This window comes from Streptomyces sp. NPDC048441, assembly GCF_043200235.1.
Taxonomy (GTDB): domain Bacteria; phylum Actinomycetota; class Actinomycetes; order Streptomycetales; family Streptomycetaceae; genus Streptomyces.
The window spans coordinates 453791-468063 of record NZ_JBICXM010000003.1 but is presented as its reverse complement, the minus strand read 5'-3'; the positions used below and the strand labels follow the sequence as shown (position 1 = coordinate 468063).

At 70.0% G+C, this 14273-nt stretch carries 14 protein-coding genes; 1 reads left to right on the top strand and 13 read right to left on the bottom strand.

Translation table 11 applies throughout. The annotated features are described in order from the left end of the window. Positions 1-81: 81 nt before the first annotated feature. The 8 genes from ACGFSB_RS10100 to ACGFSB_RS10065 all read right to left on the bottom strand — a co-directional run bounded on the left by ACGFSB_RS10100 (position 82) and on the right by ACGFSB_RS10065 (position 6915). The gene (locus ACGFSB_RS10100; protein WP_393396665.1) at positions 82-1257 is read right to left on the bottom strand and encodes a hypothetical protein; all 1176 of its coding nucleotides are present in this window, start codon (positions 1255-1257) and stop codon (positions 82-84) included. Continuing rightward, positions 1254-1913 (bottom strand): SigE family RNA polymerase sigma factor, encoded by a 660-nt coding sequence (locus ACGFSB_RS10095; protein ID WP_393396663.1) that lies wholly within the window; start codon positions 1911-1913, stop codon positions 1254-1256. Before ACGFSB_RS10095 ends, ACGFSB_RS10100 begins: the two co-directional genes overlap by 4 nt. A gap of 373 nt (positions 1914-2286) precedes the next feature. After that, a complete protein-coding gene (locus ACGFSB_RS10090; RefSeq protein ID WP_393396661.1) occupies positions 2287-3348 on the bottom strand; it encodes an aspartate-semialdehyde dehydrogenase in 1062 nt (353 codons plus the stop codon). Continuing rightward, positions 3345-4616, bottom strand: coding sequence for an aspartate kinase (locus ACGFSB_RS10085; protein ID WP_393396659.1), 1272 nt, complete (start codon positions 4614-4616; stop codon positions 3345-3347). Before ACGFSB_RS10085 ends, ACGFSB_RS10090 begins: the two co-directional genes overlap by 4 nt. A 268-nt stretch (positions 4617-4884) precedes the next feature. Further along, positions 4885-5025 (bottom strand): hypothetical protein, encoded by a 141-nt coding sequence (locus ACGFSB_RS10080; protein WP_393396657.1) that lies wholly within the window; start codon positions 5023-5025, stop codon positions 4885-4887. A gap of 68 nt (positions 5026-5093) precedes the next feature. Further along, a complete protein-coding gene (locus ACGFSB_RS10075) occupies positions 5094-5855 on the bottom strand; it encodes a DUF5063 domain-containing protein (RefSeq protein ID WP_393396655.1) in 762 nt (253 codons plus the stop codon). After that, complete coding sequence (gene recR / locus ACGFSB_RS10070) at positions 5848-6447, bottom strand: recombination mediator RecR (RefSeq protein WP_125514107.1); 600 nt, start codon at positions 6445-6447, stop codon at positions 5848-5850. Before recR ends, ACGFSB_RS10075 begins: the two co-directional genes overlap by 8 nt. Positions 6448-6573: 126 nt before the next feature. Continuing rightward, the gene (locus ACGFSB_RS10065; protein ID WP_393396653.1) at positions 6574-6915 is read right to left on the bottom strand and encodes a YbaB/EbfC family nucleoid-associated protein; all 342 of its coding nucleotides are present in this window, start codon (positions 6913-6915) and stop codon (positions 6574-6576) included. 241 nt (positions 6916-7156) lie between these two features. Between ACGFSB_RS10065 and ACGFSB_RS10060 the strand changes: the two genes are divergently transcribed. Beyond that, positions 7157-7915, top strand: a complete 759-nt coding sequence (locus ACGFSB_RS10060; RefSeq protein ID WP_393396651.1) for an SLATT domain-containing protein — start codon at positions 7157-7159, stop codon at positions 7913-7915. A gap of 43 nt (positions 7916-7958) precedes the next feature. Here the strand turns inward: ACGFSB_RS10060 and ACGFSB_RS10055 are convergent, their stop codons facing one another. From ACGFSB_RS10055 to ACGFSB_RS10035, 5 genes are all read right to left on the bottom strand, one after another. Next, on the bottom strand, positions 7959-8609 hold the full coding sequence (locus ACGFSB_RS10055) for a hypothetical protein (RefSeq protein WP_393396649.1): 651 nt from the start codon (positions 8607-8609) through the stop codon (positions 7959-7961). 80 nt (positions 8610-8689) lie between these two features. Next, the gene (locus ACGFSB_RS10050; protein ID WP_393396648.1) at positions 8690-11197 is read right to left on the bottom strand and encodes a glycosyltransferase; all 2508 of its coding nucleotides are present in this window, start codon (positions 11195-11197) and stop codon (positions 8690-8692) included. Continuing rightward, entirely contained in the window at positions 11194-11955 is a 762-nt protein-coding gene (locus tag ACGFSB_RS10045; RefSeq protein ID WP_393396647.1) for a GntR family transcriptional regulator, read from the bottom strand. Before ACGFSB_RS10045 ends, ACGFSB_RS10050 begins: the two co-directional genes overlap by 4 nt. Before the next feature lie 558 nt (positions 11956-12513). Further along, the gene (locus tag ACGFSB_RS10040) at positions 12514-13875 is read right to left on the bottom strand and encodes an aspartate aminotransferase family protein (protein ID WP_393396645.1); all 1362 of its coding nucleotides are present in this window, start codon (positions 13873-13875) and stop codon (positions 12514-12516) included. A 155-nt stretch (positions 13876-14030) separates the two neighbouring features. Continuing rightward, positions 14031-14222, bottom strand: coding sequence for a hypothetical protein (locus ACGFSB_RS10035; protein ID WP_393396643.1), 192 nt, complete (start codon positions 14220-14222; stop codon positions 14031-14033). Between the last annotated feature and the right edge of the window lie 51 nt (positions 14223-14273).

Below are 14273 nucleotides of genomic sequence, written 5' to 3'. Positions count from 1 at the left end.
CCCGCCCGACGCGTCACCTGCGTCTCATGCATCTCATGCATCTCGTACGTCTCGTACGTCTCGTGCGTACCGTGCGTACCGCTAGGACGCCGACAACATGCCCGTCCGGTAGACCGTCCCCGCGCACGCGTTGGCGATGCTCGTCCCCGCGCCAGGCGCACCCGAGGACGCCGTCAGTGACACCGTCACGCCGCCCTCCACCACGCCGCCGTCCTCCCGCACCATCTGAGGCTCCGTGCCGTCGGGCGACCCGCCGTTCGTGCCGCCGCCGTCCTCCGACGGGGTCGGGTCGGGCGAAGGGTCGCCGCCGCCTTCCGTCGGACACGCCTCCGAAGGCACCCAGGCGAACTTCACCTCGTACGCGGCCCCCGGCGCGAGGACCAGCGAGCCCACCGCCTGAGACGGGTCGGGCAGGCCCGTCGCCGCGTCCCCCGCCACATGCTCGGCGACGGCGATCTTGGCGGGGTCGGCCGCTCCCGTGGCGGCGGCGCTGACATCGCCCGCCGTACTGACCGTGCAGCGGCTCCCGGAGACGTTGGCGATCCGGAAGGTGCCGTACACCTTGCCGTCGGCCTCCGCCACGCCCGCGCTGCCGGAGGGGCTGCCGAGCTGCTCCGCCGTGCAGGCGGGCGAGTCGGCGGACGCCGTGCCCGCCGGGTCGGGGCCGCCGGTCGCGCCGCCGCTGGCCTCACCCTTCCCCTTGTCGCCCTTCTTGCCCTTCTTGTCCTTCTTGTCCTTCGACTTGGAGGGCCCCGAGCCGCTGCTCTCGCCCTTCTCGCCGCCGTCAGGACCCTTGCCCTGACTCGAACCGCCCTGCGTCTGCTCGCTGTTGCCCGCGATCGACGGCCGGTCGTCCGAGCCGCTGCCGGAGTTCGTGACGTGCACGAGAGCGGGGATGGCGGTGCCGATGAAGAGCGCGGCCGCGGCCACGCCGACCACGGCCTGCCGCTTGCGCGCCCGGCGCGCGGGCACCGCATGGCGCAGCCGCTCCAGGGCCTGGTCTCCCGGCTCGATCTCCTGGACGGCCGTACGCATCATCCTGCGCAGCGCCAGCTCGTCGGTGCCGAGGCCGTCATCGGACCCGGTGGGCTCCTGCTTGCCCTGGCCGTGGTTCACAGTTCCGTCCCCAGCGTGCTGCTCAGACTCAACGTTCTCGGCGTACTCGGCGCTCGCGGCGCCCTCAACGCTCTCGGCGTGCTCAGCGCTCTCGGCGTGCTCATCGCGCTCACGCTCGTTCTCGCTCTCGTGCCCGCTCATGCCGGTGCCTCCATGGCGACCCGCAGAGCCGCGATCCCGCGCGATCCGTACGCCTTCACCGACCCGAGCGATATGCCGAGGGTCTCGGCCACCTGCGCCTCGGTCATGTCCGAGAAATATCTCAGGACCAAGACCTCGCGCTGGCGGCGCTGAAGGCCGCGCATCGCCTTGATCAGTTCGTCCCGCTCAAGGAGGTCGTACGCACCCTCCTCCGCACTCGCCATGTCGGGCATCGGCTTCGAGAGCAGCTTCAGGCCGAGGATCCGGCGCCGCAGCGCGGACCGCGAGAGGTTCACGACGGTCTGCCGCAGATAGGCGAGCGTCTTCTCCGGGTCCCGCACGCGCTTGCGCGCCGAGTGCACCCGGATGAACGCCTCCTGCACCACGTCCTCGCAGGACGCCGTGTCGTCGAGGAGCAGCGCCGCGAGGCCGAGCAGCGACCGGTAGTGGGCGCGGTAGGTCTCGGTCAGATGATCAACTGTGGTACCCGCGCTCATCGCCTCGTCAGCGCCCTCGCGCTGCGCCGGGATGCGGGCCGATCGCGTAGTGGGCATGGGCGCGATCACCGGCATACCGGAGGGCGCACGGGGACGGCGAGGCGGGCGAAGGGCCGCGCCCCTCGCCTGAACCGCTGTGAAATCGAGTACCTCTGCCACGCCTGTTGGACACGCTTCCCCCCTGGAGGGTTGTACGCATCAAGCGGCGCGTTTGCGGCGGGCATCGTCGCGATTGGCGACGATGCATCAAAAGCCCCCATACGTACCAGCTCTTCCACTATGCCCAATTTCGCAGCGGTCAGCCCCCGCCCCCTTGAAGGGCTACCGCAAAGACGCGCCCCGCCCTGCTGCCGGTTGCAGTGGACGGGGTGGGAATCTTCGAACGCGGAGATGGTCCAGTTCAAGCGGTCCTGGCCACCAAGTTGGACACAGAACTTACACAGACCTCACAACGATTTCCGCTTCGGGGCGCATTTAGCGGCGTACGCCGGGAAGCCAGGCATCTCTCGGGAGGGCTCGGGAGGGCTAGGGCCTAACGCCCGGTAATGAGCTCCCCCGCCACCAGCTCCGCGATCTGCGCCGTGTTCAGCGCGGCCCCCTTGCGCAGGTTGTCCCCGCACACGAAGAGCTCCAGAGCCGTCGGATCGTCCAGCGAGCGGCGCACCCGGCCCACCCAGGTGGGGTCGGTCCCGACCACGTCGGCGGGGGTGGGGAACTCACCGGCGGCCGGGTTGTCGAAGAGCACGACTCCGGGCGCGGTGGCCAGGATCTCGCGCGCGCGATCGACGGTGACCTCGTCCTCGAAGCGGGCGTGGACGGTCAGGGAGTGCGTGGTCACGACCGGCACGCGTACGCACGTGGCGGCGACCTTCAGACCGGGAAGGCCGAGGATCTTGCGGGACTCGTCCCGCACCTTCATCTCCTCGGACGACCACCCGTCGTCCCGCAGCGTCCCCGCCCACGGCACCACATTGAGCGCTACGGGCTCGGGGAAGGGCCCGGTGTCATCGCCGACAGCACGTCGTACGTCACCGGGGCTCGTGCCGAGCTCCGAGCCCGCCACCAGCGACATCTGCCGCCGCAAGGTGTCCACGCCGTCCCGCCCGGCCCCGCTCACGGCCTGGTACGAGGAGACGATCAGCTCACGCAACCCGAACTCGGCATGAAGCGCGCCGATGGCCACGATCATCGAGAGGGTCGTGCAGTTGGGATTCGCGACGATGCCGCGCGGGCGTACGCGCGCGGCATGGGGATTGACCTCGGGGACGACCAGAGGCACGTCCGGGTCCATCCGGAAGGCGGCGGAGTTGTCGACCACGACAACACCCTTGGAGGCGGCGATGGGAGCCCACTGCGCACTGACCTCATCAGGCACGTCGAACATGGCCACATCAACACCGTCGAAGACGTCCTCACTCAACGCGAGGACCTCGACCTCCTCACCACGCACGGCCAGCTTCTTGCCGGCCGAGCGCGATGAGGCGACGAGTCGGATCTCGCCCCAGATGTCGGCGTGCTGCGACAGGATCTGGAGCATGACCGCGCCGACGGCCCCGGTCGCTCCGACGACCGCGAGCGTCGGCTTTCCGGTCATCGCCCGGTGCCTCCATAGACCACGGCCTCGTCCGTGTCGGAGTCGAGGCCGAAGGCGGTGTGCACGGCGCGGACGGACTCGTTCGCGTCGTCGGCGCGAGTCACGACCGAGATGCGGATCTCGGAAGTCGAGATCAGCTCAATGTTGACGCCCGCGTCGCTGAGCGCCTCGAAGAAGGCGGCGGTGACGCCGGGGTTGGTCTTCATACCCGCGCCGACCAGCGAGATCTTGGCGATCTGGTCGTCGTAACGGAGCGAGTCGAAGCCGGTCGCCGCGCGGGTCTTCTCCAGCGCGTCGATCGCCTTGCGGCCCTCGGCCTTGGGCAGCGTGAACGAGATGTCCGTGAGCCCGGTCGAGGCGGCCGACACGTTCTGCACGATCATGTCGATGTTGACGCCGGAATCGGCGATCGCGCGGAAGATCGAGGCGGCCTCGCCCGGCTTGTCCGGCACACCGACGACCGTGATCTTGGCCTCCGAGGTGTCGTGCGCGACACCGGAGATGATGGCCTGCTCCACCTTGCGGTCCCCTTGCGGTTCGTTGCTGACCCACGTGCCCTGAAGCCCACTGAAGGACGACCTGACGTGGATCGGGATGTTGTAACGACGGGCGTACTCCACACACCGGTGGAGCAGCACCTTGGACCCGGAGCTCGCGAGCTCCAGCATGTCCTCGAACGAGATCCAGTCGATCTTCTGGGCCTTCTTCACGACACGCGGATCGGCCGTGAAGACCCCGTCCACATCCGTGTAGATCTCACAGACCTCGGCGTCGAGCGCGGCCGCGAGGGCGACAGCGGTCGTGTCGGAACCACCACGCCCCAGCGTGGTGATGTTCTTGCCCTCCTGGCTGACGCCCTGGAACCCGGCGACGATGGCGATGTTGCCCTCGTCGACCGACGTCCTGATCCGCCCGGGGGTGACATCGATGATCCGCGCTTTGTTGTGGACGGAGTCGGTGATGACGCCGGCCTGGCTGCCCGTGAACGACTGGGCCGCGTGGCCCAGGTTTTTGATCGCCATGGCGAGCAATGCCATGGAGATCCGCTCTCCGGCGGTCAGCAGCATGTCGAATTCACGCCCGGCAGGAATCGGGGATACCTGCCCTGCAAGATCGATCAACTCATCCGTCGTGTCACCCATGGCGGACACCACGACAACGACCTGATGGCCGTTCTTCTTGGCGTCGACAACCCTCTTGGCGACCCGCTTGATGCCCTCGGCATCGGCTACGGAGGAGCCTCCGTACTTCTGCACGACAAGGCTCACGTGCGCTCCTCGCTCAGTCCGTCTCTTACCGCACTGCTGCGGTCGGCTCAGTCTAACGAGCGGTCGAAATTCGCCTCGCAGATATCACATCGTGAGATGTCCCGCCCACTACGTGATCATCCACCGGCATACGCTCCCGCTGCTCGGGGCGTACGTTCCGACCGCTCGGCTTGGCACATGCCCGCTGGGGAGTGAGGCACTCCGGAAAGTGGGGCGGGTCACAGGTTCTGACCCCTGATGCCCCCTGGCGCCTTGAGCAGCGCGGGTGTCAGTCGGCGTAGCCCTTGAGTTTCTCGGTATTCAGGGTGATGGCCGGGACGCTCAGGCGGGGGCCGGTCTTCAGGGGGAGCTTTGAGTCGCGTACGGCGAAGAACCACCGGTGGCCCCTCGGCGTACAACGCTTCGGCACGCCACGCACGGTGACGTACATCGGGATCCCGGCGTTGGCGGGGAACGGACCCTGGGCGAGACCCGGAGCTACTGCACCGACCGCAGGCCCAGCGGCCCGGCGATCTCCTCCGCCATCACCTTGCCCGCCGCCTCGGCGAGCGCGTCCTCCGCCAGGTCCTCGTCCGTGTCCAGGCCGTTCAGGTCCTCGAGGGGCTGGTTCAGGCGTACGTGCGCCACCAGGGACTGGAGGGCGCGGAGGGCCGCCGAAGCCGTCGAGCCCCAGTTGGAGAAGTACGAGAACTGCCACCACCACAGGGCCTCCACCGTGCGGCCCGCCCGGAAGTGCGCCAGGCCGTGGGAGAGGTCGGCGACCACGTCTGCCAGGTCGTCCGAGATGCGGCAGGCCACCGGGGCCTTGCGGGGCTCGTACGGGTCGAAGACTTCGGAGTAGACGTCGATCGGCTCCAGCATCGCCGCCAGGCGCTCCCGGAGGTCGTCCACGTCCCGTTCCGGGCCCAGGTCCGGCTCGTACCGGTCCTCGGGGACGATGTCCTCGTGCGCGCCGAGTCGGCCGCCCGCGAGGAGGAGTTGGGAGACCTCGAGGAGGAGGAAGGGGACTGCCGAGTCCGGCTCGTCGCCCTTCGCCACCTCCGTCACCGCGACGATGAAGCTCTCGATCTGGTCCGAGATCTGCACCGCGAAGGAGTCCGGGTCCTGAGCGGAGGCATGCAGGAGGACCGCCGGTACGGGGGCGGCGTCGGAGGCCGCGTCGGAGGCGGCGATCGGCTCGGGGGTCGCTTCCGTCTGCGGCTCCGCCGACTTCTCTTGCTGCTGCTTCTTCTTAGACATCTAGGAGTCGTCTCCCCTCGAAGGCGCGGCCCAGTGTGACCTCGTCCGCGTATTCCAGATCTCCCCCGACTGGGAGGCCGCTGGCCAGGCGGGTGACCTTCAGGCCCATCGGCTTGATCATGCGTGCGAGGTACGTCGCCGTCGCCTCGCCTTCCAGGTTCGGGTCCGTGGCCAGGATCAGTTCCGTGACCGTGCCGTCCGCCAGGCGCGCGAGGAGCTCCCTTATGCGCAGGTCGTCCGGGCCCACCCCTTCGATCGGGCTGATCGCGCCGCCGAGGACGTGGTACTTCCCCCGGAACTCGCGGGTCCGCTCGATCGCGACGACGTCCTTCGGCTCCTCCACCACGCAGATGACGCTGAGGTCGCGGCGCGGGTCGCGGCAGATGTTGCAGAGCTCCTCCTGCGCGACGTTGCCGCAGGTCGCGCAGAAGCGGACCTTGTCCTTCACCTCTAGGAGGGCGTGCGCGAGGCGGCGTACGTCCGTCGGCTCCGTCTGCAGGATGTGGAAAGCGATCCGCTGCGCGCTCTTGGGACCGACGCCGGGCAGCCTGCCCAACTCGTCGATGAGGTCCTGGACCACGCCTTCGTACACGGGACGCCTTTCCTGCGTTTGCTCTTGTTGTTGCTCTTGTTGTTGCTCTTGTTGCTGCTCTTGTTGCTGCTCTGGTCTTGTTGAGTATTCGGCTCTTCTACGTACGGTAGTTGGCCTGCGGCCCTCTTAGAAGGGAAGACCCGGCATCCCGCCGCCGCCCAGGCCCTGCGCGAGCGGGCCCAGCTTCTCCTGCTGGAGCGCCTGTGCGTTCTCGTTCGCCGCCTGGACCGCCGCGACGATCAGGTCGGAGAGGGTCTCGGTGTCCTCCGGGTCGACCGCCTTGGGGTCGATCGCGAGGCCGCGCAGCTCGCCGGAGCCGGTGACCGTCGCCTTGACGAGGCCGCCGCCCGCCTGGCCCTCCACCTCCGTGCGCGCGAGTTCCTCCTGCGCCACAGCGAGGTCCTGCTGCATCTTCTGGGCCTGCTGGAGCAGCTGCTGCATGTTGGGCTGGCCACCACCGGGGATCACGATCAGCTCCTGTTCTGGGACGGTCCGGGGCGGGTTTTCCGCCTGGAATGAGCCTACGTGGTCGGGGGTGCCCTCGCCCCAGCACTCTTTCGAGTGAGATCAGCCGTACTCCTATACCTGATCAAGCCGCTCTTCCGGGCGGAAATACCGAGAAAACGGGCTCACGGCCACCCATTGGGCGGTAGGACTGAGGGCTGCGCATCAGCAGAGGCAGACGGTCAGCAGAGGGAGGGAGTGGCGGGTGAGCCAGCCGGACAAGCAGCCCGAGGGAGTGGCGGGCGAGGGGCAGGGCGCTCCCGGTGGCACGGACGGCTCTCAGCGGCTCGGGGACCTGACGGATCTGACGGGGCGCGCCTTCCCGCTCGGTGACTGGGGTGAGCCGGGGGAACGGCTCGACGAGCTGTACCGGTGGGTGGAGCGGGGGGCGCTCAATACCGCGGGGTGGTATCTGTCCGACCGCTCGTGGAAGCGGCGCGGGGCGCGGTTCTCGCGGGCGGGGGCCGCTGTGGGGGCCGTCGGGGCCGGGGTGCTTCCGCTGCTCGATCTCACGGGGGCCGTGGGGGGTGTCGCCAGCTGGGGGTTCGTGTCGCTGCTCGCGGGCGTCGCGTGTGTCGGGTGCGATCGGTTCTTCGGTCTTACATCCGGGTGGATGCGGGATGTCGCCACCGCGCAGGCCGTGCAGCGGCGGCTACAGGTGCTCCAGTTCGACTGGGCCTCGGAGAGTGTGCGAGAGGTGCTCGGGCCCACCGACGGGACGGCCAGTGAGGCTGCCGAGCGGTGTCTCGGGGTGCTGCGGCGGTTCTCCGAAGACGTGACGGAACTTGTGCGGGCCGAGACCGCGGACTGGATGGTGGAGTTTCGGTCCGGGCCTGCCTCGCTGGCCATGCAGTCGCTGGTCCCGGCCTCCCGGGGGGAGACCGGGACCGCCCCCGCGCGGGCCGCGTTGCCGCCGGGGGCTCGGCCCAACATGCCTCGGCAGCGGCCGCCGGAACCTCGGTGAGCGCCCACTTGGCCGCCTGGACCGCCTGGACCGCCTGGACCGCCTAGCTGTAGATGATCATTGAGCCCTGCGCCAAGCTCCTCGTCGTAGCCGCGTGCAGCCCCAGCCACACGTGCCGTTCCCTTGCGAACGGGCTGTCGTCCGGGGGTGCCGGGGCCGCCGGTTCCTCCAGGGATGTCGGGGACTGGGGCGGGGTGGGCGGGCACGGAGGGTTCGCCGCGTCTATGCCGATGGACGGGGCCACGAACTCCAGCTCCCTCAGGAGCGCCTGGGCCGAGCCCAACGGGCCGCCGCCCGAGAGGAGTTCGTCGTTCGAGAGGGGGGACGGGAAGTCCACCGGGACGTACGCCCCCGCGTGGTCGTAGTGCCAGACCAGGTGCGACTGCTGGGCCGTCGTGTCGAACATCTCCAGCAACTGCTCGTAGTCCCCGCCCAGTTCGTCCACCGGAGTGACCTCCAGGCCGCAGACCTGGAGCAGATACGCCCGGCGCAGGAAATGCAGCGCGTCGTAGTCGAAGCCCGCGACCGGGGCCACGTCCCCGGACAGGCCCGGCATGTACGCGAAGACGGGAACAGAGGGCAGTCCGGCCTCGTTCAGCGCCTTGTCGTACACCGCGATCTCCTCCGCGAACGGATTGTCGGGACTGTGGCACAGCACATCGACGAGCGGGACCAGCCACAGATCACAGGCCAACGGTGCTCCTCAGGTCGGACGGCATATCGGACGTCGGATGTTCTTTCGCGCTCAGGCAGCGTAGCCGCGGCACAGGCCCGCTAGCTCCCCTTGTGCAGATCCCAGATCCACACCCCGTCTACCCACTTTCCGGGGCGGTCAAGGAGTTCATCCACCGTCTCCCGCAGTTCGCCGTCGTGCGGTTGCGGGGTGAGCACCAGGACGCCCGCGCTCCAGTACGCCAGGTCGTCGCGGGCCGCCCTGCGCCACGCGTCCGTGATCTGCGGGGCCCGGCCCGATGAGCGGACGTCCCGCAGGAGGTTCGACGTGTTGCGGGGGGATGCGCCGTAGATGCCCACGCGGTCCGGGCCCCACGGGCCGTTGAAGTAGCCGCCGGGGAGAACGAAACCCAGGTCCGCGGTGGTCTGCCAGTGCAGTGCCTCCGCGCTGCCGGGGTCCGGAAGCGGTACCGGTACGAGGGACTCGCCATCGCTCACGTACCTCTTCCACGTGCCGTCGGCGAAGAACGCGGGCACCTCCGCCCGCTCCACCGCCCGCAGCGGCGCCGGCACGATCGGAAGGAGCGCGAGGGCCACCGCCGCCACGCCCGCGTACCGCGTGGCCGTCGTCCGGCGCGGAGTAGTGAGCAGGCGCGGTGAAGTGAGCAGGCGGGCGAGCGCCAGCGCGACCAACATGCCGAGCGCCGGGGCGCACACCATCGCCACCCTCGACTCGATGACCGACTCGAAGAGGGGGAGGTGGGCGAGGGGCGCCCATGGGCCGGGGAGCACGATGTCCGTCAGGGGGATGCGGAACTTCGGGCCCAGGGACAGGACCGCCGCCGCGACCGCCGTGAACGCCAGCGCCTTCACCGCCGCCCGCTCCCAGAACCGTACGACGATCGCGAAGGCGAGTGCGACCAGGGGCCAGCCGTAGAAGGCGTTCTGCTCGGTGGGGTTCTGGGAGAGGGCTTCGGCCGTCTTCTCGTTGCCCGCGAGGGAGCGTTCCGCAAAGGAGAGGAGGGCCAGTGGGCTGTTGCCCGCGTTGTCGCCGTGCAGCACGCTCGTGTAGCTCTGCGGGCCGAAGAACTGCCAGTAGAGGGGGAAGGCGACCAGCGGGACGGTGACCGCCAGGGCCACCCCGATGCCGCGCGCCAAGGGCCGGAACGCTGCCCTCGCCACATCCCGGCGCACCACCCCGTACGCCACCGCGAACAGCACCATGCCGAGCGCCGCGAGCAGCAGCGGTTCCTCGCCGAGGAAGATCTGGTAGGTGGTGAAGAGGCCTAGGACCACTCCGTCCCGTACGACCCTCGTGCCCCTCTTGTCCTCGCACAGTCGCAGTGCCCTGTCGATGATCAGCGGGATCATGAACAGGACCATGAAGTTCGGGTGCGCGTGGGCGTGGCTGACCATGGGTGGCGCGAAGGCCGCGAGTGCCGCGCCGACGGCCGCCGCGCCCCGGTGGCGTACGAGACGTCTGACGATCAGCCAGTACCAGGCGAAGGCGGTCGCGGCCAGGCCCAGGGTCATCGCCGCGTTCAGAGCGGCTGCCGGGCCGAAGAGCCAGGTCACGGGGGCGAAGGGGACGGAGAGGCCGAGCATGACCGTGTTGGCCATGAGGTTCACGCCGTCGGGGTGGTTCTGGAGGGTCGTGAAGAAGGGATTCTGGAGGTGGCGGACGTTGTCCGCCGTCACCGCGAAGAACCACTCCCATTGGTTCTGGTCCTGGAGGGAGTCGGGGAGATAGCGGTCGCCGGGTGCGATCCAGCGGCCCGAGTAGAGCGTGACCGCCATCGCCAGGAAGAGCAGCGCGACAAGGAGATCCGCCGGGCGGACGGCACGGGCCCTGAGCGCGGTCAGTTCGGCGAGGACCTTCACATAGTCGACCGGGCGGACCTTCGAGCCCTCCTGGTGCGCCCAGCGCACCGGCACCTCGGCGACCGGCCAGCCGGAGCGGCGGAAGTAGCGCAGTATCTCGACGTCGATCCCCCAGCCGCGCAGCCGGGACGCGGCGAAGGCCTCGCGGGCGCGGTCACCGTCGAAGAGCTTGAATCCGCACTGGGTGTCGCGGATCCCGATGCCCGGGACGGCGACCGTACGTATGAGGAAGTTGCCCGTACGTCCCATCAGCTCGCGCAGGCGGTGCTGGCGGGCCTCGATCGTCGCGCCCGCTCCCGCGCGGGAGCCGATCGCTGCCGCGTGGCCGTCCGTGAGCGCCTTGTCGAGGTGCTCGAGCTCCTCGATGGGCGCCGCGAGATCGGCGTCGGTGATCAGGACGCGGGCGCCGCGCGAGGCGAGGACGCCGAGGCGCAGGGCGTGGCCCTTGCCGCGGTTGCGGTCCGAACGGACGAGGTGGACGCGGGGGTCGTCGGACTCGGCCTGGACGGCGATCTCGGCGGTGCGGTCCGTGGAGCCGTCGTCCACGACGATGAGCTCCCACTGGGCGCGGGCGCTCGCGTCGTCCTTGTCGCCGCGGTCGCCGAGGTCGCCGCGGTCGCCGCGGTCGCCGCCGGGACCGTCCAGGTAGGCCCGGATCGCGGCGAGTGTGGGCCCCAGACGCCGCTCCTCGTTGTACGCGGGGACGACGACGGTCAGATCCACCCTCATGCAGCGGCCAGCCGCTCTATGAGGGCGAGGGAGTGCGCGTTGTACTCGATGACGATCGCGTGCGCGGCCTTGGGATCGCGGTGCGCGAGGGCGTCGACGAGCTCGGTGTGCCGGGCCCACAGGGTGCCGCGCAGATCGCCGTCGCCGTGTTCGACGGCGCGGCGGAGGTACGTGACGGCGCAGACCCAGGACTGGACGCGCAGGCGGTGCAGGAAATCCGAGAGGTAGGGATTGCCGAAGAGGGCGCTGAGTTCGCGCCAGAAGCGGAGGTCGTAGCCGATGAGGACGTTCAGGTCGCCCGCGCAGGCGGCGCGCGATGCTTCCTCGCCACGGCGGCGTACGGAGAGGAGGGCTTCCTTCTCGGCCTTCTTCGGGGTGCCGCCGTTCGTGGTGCCGTTCTGGGAGCCCTTCGGGCCTCCGAGCAACGCTTCGAACGGGGTTCCGTCCGCCGCGAGCTCGCGGAAGATGCCGTCCGCGATGAGGCTGCGGGCCTCCAACATGCCGCGGTAGTCCGCGAGGGAGTGCTCGTGGACGCGGTAGCCGCGGTGCTGGTCGGCGTCGAGGAGGCCCTGCGCGGCGAGATTCACCAGCGCCTCGCGGACCGGGGTCGCGGAGACGCCGTACTGGTCGGCGATCTCCTTGACCGTGAATTCCTGGCCAGGCTCCAGACGGCCGCCGAGGATCTCGTCGCGCAGCGCGTCGGCGATCTGCTGGCGCAGAGTGCTGCGGATGACGGCGGGGCCGTCGGTGCCGGGCATCTGGGTTCCCCCGCGGAGTCTGGCGTGCCGGGTCTGGCGTGGGCGCCTTGTGGTCGTCGTCTTGCTTACGAGCACGTCAGACTACGCGGTCGGGGTTCCCGGGGGCCCGGGGCGTTCCGCGGGCGGTTCGGCGCCCCTCGGGGGCGGGGGCGTTTCCGCGGGCGGTGCGCGCGGTCGGGGTTCCCGGGGGGCCAGGGGCGTTCCGCGGGCGGTTCGGCGCCGTCTGCGCCTGTGCCGCCGCTTCGCGGCGGATCTTTCCCGCCCACCCACCCGATTGCCCCGAAGGGGCATGGGGGGTGGGATGCGCCACAGGGTCACGGGCGGGTGGGTGGGATGCCCTGAAGGGCCGTGGGGCGGGCGGGATGCGCCGCAGGGTCACGCGTGGGTGGGTGGGAATGATCCGCCGCGAAGCGGTGGGCCAGGGTGAAGGCCAGGCCGAGCCCGCCGCGAAGCGACGGACCAAGGTGAAGGCCGGGCCGAGCCCGCCGCGAAGCGACGGGCCAGGGTGGGGGCCGGGCCGGGAGCCGGAGCGGGAGGCGGTCCCGGCTGGCTGTGGGGTCAGGACACGTGTTCGTCCGCCACCGTCAGCGCAGCGTCCAGCGCCGCCAGGCCCTCCTTCGCCTCCGTGTCCGTGATGTTGCACGGGGGGACGACATGCGTGCGGTTCATGTTGATGAACGGCCACAGGCCGTGCTTCTTCGCGGCGGCGCCGAACGCGGCCATCGGGGCGTTGGCGGCACCCGTGGCGTTGTACGGGACGAGAGGCTCGCGGGTCGTCTTGTCCTTGACCAGCTCCAGGGCCCAGAACATGCCGAGGCCACGGACCTCACCGACGCTCGGATGCCGCTCGGCGAGCTCCGCCAGGGCCGGGGCGATGATCTCCGTACCGACGCGGGCCGCGTTCTCCACGACGCCCTCGTCCTCCATGACGTTGATCGTCGCCACGGCGGCGGCGCAGGCCAGCGGGTGGCCGGAGTACGTAAGACCGCCGGGGTACGGCCTGCGCGCGAACGTCTCCGCGATGGCGGAGGAGATCGCGACGCCGCCCAGCGGGACGTAGCCCGAGTTCACGCCCTTCGCGAAGGTGAGGAGGTCGGGCACGATGCCCCCGTCGAAGTGATCCGCGGCGAACCACTTGCCGGTGCGGCCGAAGCCCGCCATCACCTCGTCGAGGATGAAGACGATGCCGTACCGGTCACAGATCTCGCGTACGCCGGCGAGATAGCCCGGCGGCGGGATCATGATGCCCGCCGTGCCGGGGACGGATTCGAGGATGATCGCCGCGATCGTCGCGGGGCCCTCGAAGGCGATGGTGTCCTCGAGGTGCTGGAGGGCCCGCTCGCACTCCTGCTGCTCGTTCTCGGCGTAGAAGGCACTGCGGTAGAGGAACGGCGCCCAGAAGCGGACGACGCCCGCCGAGCCGTTGTCGGAGGCCCAGCGGCGGGGGTCGCCGGTGAGGTTGATCGCGGTGGAGGTGGCGCCGTGGTACGAGCGGTAGGCGGAGAGGACCTTGGGGCGGCCCGTGTGGAGACGCGCCATGCGGGTCGCGTTCTCCACGGCCTCCGCGCCGCCGTTGGTGAAGAAGATCTTGTCGAGGTCGCCGGGGGTCCGCTCGGCGATGAGGCGTGCGGCCTCGGAGCGGGCTTCCACGGCGAAGGCGGGCGCGAAGGTCGTCATCGTCGCCGCCTGCTCCTGAATCGCGGCGACGACCTTCGGGTGCTGGTATCCGATGTTCGTGAAGACGAGGCCGCTGGTGAAGTCGAGGTAGCGGTTGCCGTCGTAGTCCCAGAAGTACGAGCCCTCCGCGCCGGCCACGGCGAGGGGATCGATGAGCTCCTGTGCGGACCAGGAGTGGAACACGTGCGCGCGGTCCGCGGCCTTGACGGCGGCGCCGACCTGGGGATTCGGCTGAGGGGTCATGTGGCCGAGGGTAAGTGTCCACGGAGTGGACGGGCCATGGGCGTCCTGTTTTGTGGGGGCAGGGGGTACTGGACAGAGTGTCGGGGTTTGGTTTCCCCGCCAGCCCCGTCCGTGTCCGCCGCTCAGTCGCCCGTGTCCGCCACCACCCCCGCCGCTCAGTCGTCCGTGTCCGCCACCACCCCCGCCCGCGGGCCCCCCTCCCCGCACCGGATCTCGTACGGCAGATCGTCCTGCTCGTCGTCATCGTCGCTCGGTTCCGCCTCCAGGCGGGCCACCGCTCCCGGGCCCCTCTCCACGTCGTCATCGATGTGGAAGCCGTCCGCCGGGCTCCAGGAGACGAGATACACCGTCCCGTCACCCCTGCACTCGACCGTCGCCGTCCCCCCCGTGAACCGGAG

What these genes read in the sequence shown, in the direction of transcription:
- ACGFSB_RS10100 (WP_393396665.1), bottom strand. Translation starts at nt 1,257, where the DNA reads ATGAGCGGGCACGAGAGCGAGAACGAGCGTGAGCGCGATGAGCACGCC.
- ACGFSB_RS10090 (WP_393396661.1), bottom strand. Translation starts at nt 3,348, where the DNA reads ATGACCGGAAAGCCGACGCTCGCGGTCGTCGGAGCGACCGGGGCCGTC.
- ACGFSB_RS10075 (WP_393396655.1), bottom strand. Translation starts at nt 5,855, where the DNA reads ATGTCTAAGAAGAAGCAGCAGCAAGAGAAGTCGGCGGAGCCGCAGACG.
- ACGFSB_RS10050 (WP_393396648.1), bottom strand. Translation starts at nt 11,197, where the DNA reads ATGAGGGTGGATCTGACCGTCGTCGTCCCCGCGTACAACGAGGAGCGG.
- ACGFSB_RS10045 (WP_393396647.1), bottom strand. Translation starts at nt 11,955, where the DNA reads ATGCCCGGCACCGACGGCCCCGCCGTCATCCGCAGCACTCTGCGCCAG.
- ACGFSB_RS10040 (WP_393396645.1), bottom strand. Translation starts at nt 13,875, where the DNA reads ATGACCCCTCAGCCGAATCCCCAGGTCGGCGCCGCCGTCAAGGCCGCG.